We start from the raw sequence: 3,237 nt of genomic DNA, 5'->3' as shown, positions 1-3,237 counted from the left end.
GGCGTGGACCGAGGCGAGCGGGCGGGCGTGGACCGAGGTGAGCGGGCAGGCGTGGACCGAGGCGAGCGGGCGGGCGGGTTCTGGCACGCGCTGGCCACCCGGGTGACGCGCCGCCCACTGGTCGCCGGCGGGGTGGCCACGGCGCTGCTGCTCCTGCTGGCCTCGCCGTTCCTGAGCCTCGGCTTCGGCACGGCCGACGACCGGATCCTGCCGCCCACGGCACCCGCGCGGCAGACGCAGGAGGTGATCCGGCAGGGCTTCGCCGCCGAGGAGTCCGACGCGGTCCAGATCGTCTCCCGGGGACCGGCCGGTGACGTGGGCGCGTACGCCGCCGAGCTGTCGCGGCTGCCCGGCGTGGCCCAGGTCGACTCGGCGGCCGGCTCGTACGCGGCCGGCGCCCGGAGCGGTGACGGGGAGCCGGGGAGGTTCGCCGGGACTCGGGGCACCTGGCTGTCGGTGGTGCCGTCGGCCGGCGCGCTGGCCGAGGACCCGGTGCGGCTGGTCGAGGCCGTGCGGGCCGTGGAGCCGCCGTTCGCGGTACTGGTGGGCGGCTACCCGGCCGAGCTGGCCGACTACCGCGCCTCGGTGGTCGGCCGGCTGCCGCTGGTGCTCGGCCTGATGCTCGGCGTCACGTTCGCGTTGCTGCTGGCCATGACCCGCAGCGTGCTCATCCCGGTCAAGGCGACGCTGCTCAACCTGCTCAGCATGGGCGTCATGCTGGGCGCGCTGGTCTGGATCTACCAGCAGGGCCACCTGTCGGGACTGCTGGGCTTCACCCCGACGGGCACGCTCGACCCGAGCATCCCCATCCTCATGCTCTGCGTGGCGTACGGCCTGTCGATGGACTACGAGGTGTTCCTGCTGTCGCGCATCCAGGAGGAGTACGAGAGGACGGGCGACGCCGCGGACGCGGTGGCGGCCGGCCTCCAGCGCGGCGCGCCGCTGATCACGGCCGCGGGCGGCATCCTGGCGCTCTCGTTCGCCGCGTACGCCACCGCGCGGGTGACGTTCGTGCAGATGCTGGGCGTCGGCATGGCGGTGGCCGTGCTGGTGGACGCGACGGTGATCAGAGCGGTGCTCGTGCCCAGCCTGATGCGCCTGGCCGGGCCGCTCAACTGGTGGCCCGGCAAGCCGCCGGAGCGCCGGTAGAGGTCGCGGGCGGCGGCGAGGGCCGGTGGGTCAGAGCGCGCGGGTCCACACCTCGTCGGTCACCTCGATCCCGCTCTCCATCCCCTTCCGGGTGGACTCCAGGGCGAATCCGACGCCCGCGTAGATGCGCCGGGCGCTCACCAGGCAGTCGCGGGTCCACAGCGTGATCCGCTCGTAGCCCGCCTGCTTCGCGTGGCGCACGCACTCCTCGACCAGCCGCCGCCCGAGGCCTGCCCCACGGGCCGCCGGCTCGACGAGCAGCAGCCGCAGCTTGGCGGTGCTGGCGTCGCCGTGCTCGCAGAAGACGCATCCCACGCGCTCGCCGCCCGCCTCGGCGATCCAGCCCGCGTCGCGGGTCAGGTCGAACCCGCCCACGATCCTGGCCACGAGCTGCTCGAAGTCGACGCCCCAGCCGTATTCGCGGCTGTAGAGCTCGGCGTGGCGCTGGACGACCCAGCCCAGGTCGCCGAGGCGCGGCGCCCTGATCACGAACGGCTCGCGCGGCGCGGGCCCGCCGAGCAGCCGCCTGATCGCCGCCATGCTCGACACCAGCCGCTCCTGACCGTCCTCGGTCAGCCCGCCGAGCAGCCGCTCGACCTCCTCGGCGGACCGGGCGTCGATCGTGGCGAACATGGCCGCGCCCGCCTCGCGCAGCCGCACCACCTGCTTGCGCGCGTCGGCGGCCGAGCGCTCGCGCGTGATCAGGCCGTCGGCGTCGAGGCGCGCGAGGATCCTGCTGAGGTAGCCCGCGTCCAGGCCGAGCAGGGCGCGCAGCTCGCCGGTCTCCAGCTGCCCGGCGTGCGCCAGCTCGAAGAGCACTCTGGCTTCGGCGAGCGAGTATGGCGAGTCGTGCATCCCCGCCTGGAGAACCCCGATGACCTTCGTATAGAACCGGTTGAACGCTCTGATCTCAGATATCCTTGCCTTCGTCAACGAATTCATTGCCCCAGTCAACCACGAAAGGAACGGTTTGTGAACGTGTACATAGGCGGGTACGGCCCCGGCATCGTCACGGCCGGCGGTGAGCTCACCCGCCTCGCCTCGCCGTCGTTCCTGGCGGCCCACCCCGCCCTGCCGGTGCTGTACGCCGTAGGGGAACTGGGGCGCGGCTGGATCACCGCGTTCACCACCGAGGGCGGGCTCAGGCCGCTGGCCGAGCGGTCGAGCGAGGGCGAGGCCCCCTGCCACCTCGCCGTGCACCCGTCGGGCGAGCTGCTCGCCGTCGCCAACTACGGCGACGGCACGGCCATCCTGCAGCGCCTCGACCCGCGGGGCGCGTTCGCCGGGGCGCCGATCGTGCTGCGCCACGAGGGCTCGGGGCCGGTCGCCGACCGCCAGGAGCGCGCGCACGCCCACCAGGCCGTCTTCCACCAGGACGTGCTCCACGTCACCGACCTCGGCACCGACGAGGTCCGCCGCTACACGCTCGACGGCACCCCGCTGGAGCCGCTGGCACTGCCCCCCGGCACCGGGCCGCGCCACATGGTCTTCGACGGCTCGCGCCTGTACGTGGTGGGCGAGCTCGACGGAGCCGTCCACGTCATCGACGACGACCGCCGCCCGCCCGCCCCCGCGTCGCGGGCCGAGGGCCCCAGCTACCCCTCCCATCTCGACCTGGCGGGCGGGCTGCTGTACGTAGGCAACCGCGGGCCGAACACGATCTCGGTGCTGCGGGCCGACGACCTGACGCCGGTGGCCGAGGTGCCGTCAGGCGGCGACTGGCCGAGGCACTTCGCGATCGACGGCGACCGGATGTACGTGGCCAACCAGCGGTCCGGGACCGTCACCGTGTTCGCGCTGAAGGACGGGGTGCCCGAGCCCACCGGGCAGGCGTACGAGGTGGATAGCCCGGCCTGCGTGCTGATCGCGTAAGCCTTTGTCACGTGAGGGCAGAGCGCGCTCAAGGAATCGGCCAAGTCGGCGTGGCGGCCGGCGGGCCACGTGACGATGGGGTCCCGTGCGCAAGACCCTCGCCGCCCTCGTCCTGCTGGCCCTCGGCTGCGGTGCCGCCGCTCCGCGCGTAAACGCGGCACCCCGGGCCGGGCTCGCACCCCGGGCCGGGCTCGCACCCCGGGCCGGGCTCGCGCC

The 3,237-nt window shown here is 74.1% G+C and carries 3 protein-coding genes; 2 read left to right on the top strand and 1 reads right to left on the bottom strand.

Annotation, left to right across the window (positions count from 1 at the left end; genetic code table 11):
* Positions 1-1,149: MMPL family transporter (locus tag DQW85_RS12280; RefSeq protein ID WP_162794924.1), on the top strand; the 1,149-nt coding region annotated here is incomplete at its 5' end.
* A 30-nt stretch (positions 1,150-1,179) separates the two neighbouring features.
* On the opposite strand, the gene DQW85_RS12275 is transcribed toward DQW85_RS12280, so the two are convergent.
* Positions 1,180-2,004 carry a bifunctional helix-turn-helix transcriptional regulator/GNAT family N-acetyltransferase gene (locus DQW85_RS12275; protein ID WP_240197115.1) on the bottom strand — a complete coding sequence of 275 codons (825 nt, stop codon included), beginning with the start codon at positions 2,002-2,004 and terminating at the stop codon, positions 1,180-1,182.
* A gap of 117 nt (positions 2,005-2,121) precedes the next feature.
* On the opposite strand from DQW85_RS12275, the gene DQW85_RS12270 reads away from it, so the two are divergent.
* On the top strand, positions 2,122-3,021 hold the full coding sequence (locus DQW85_RS12270) for a lactonase family protein (protein WP_162794923.1): 900 nt from the start codon (positions 2,122-2,124) through the stop codon (positions 3,019-3,021).
* Positions 3,022-3,237 lie beyond the last annotated feature (216 nt).

The sequence above is a fragment of the Nonomuraea lactucae genome (genome assembly GCF_003313395.1).
GTDB lineage: Bacteria > Actinomycetota > Actinomycetes > Streptosporangiales > Streptosporangiaceae > Nonomuraea > Nonomuraea lactucae.
This window is presented reverse-complemented; position numbering and strand designations above follow the sequence as displayed.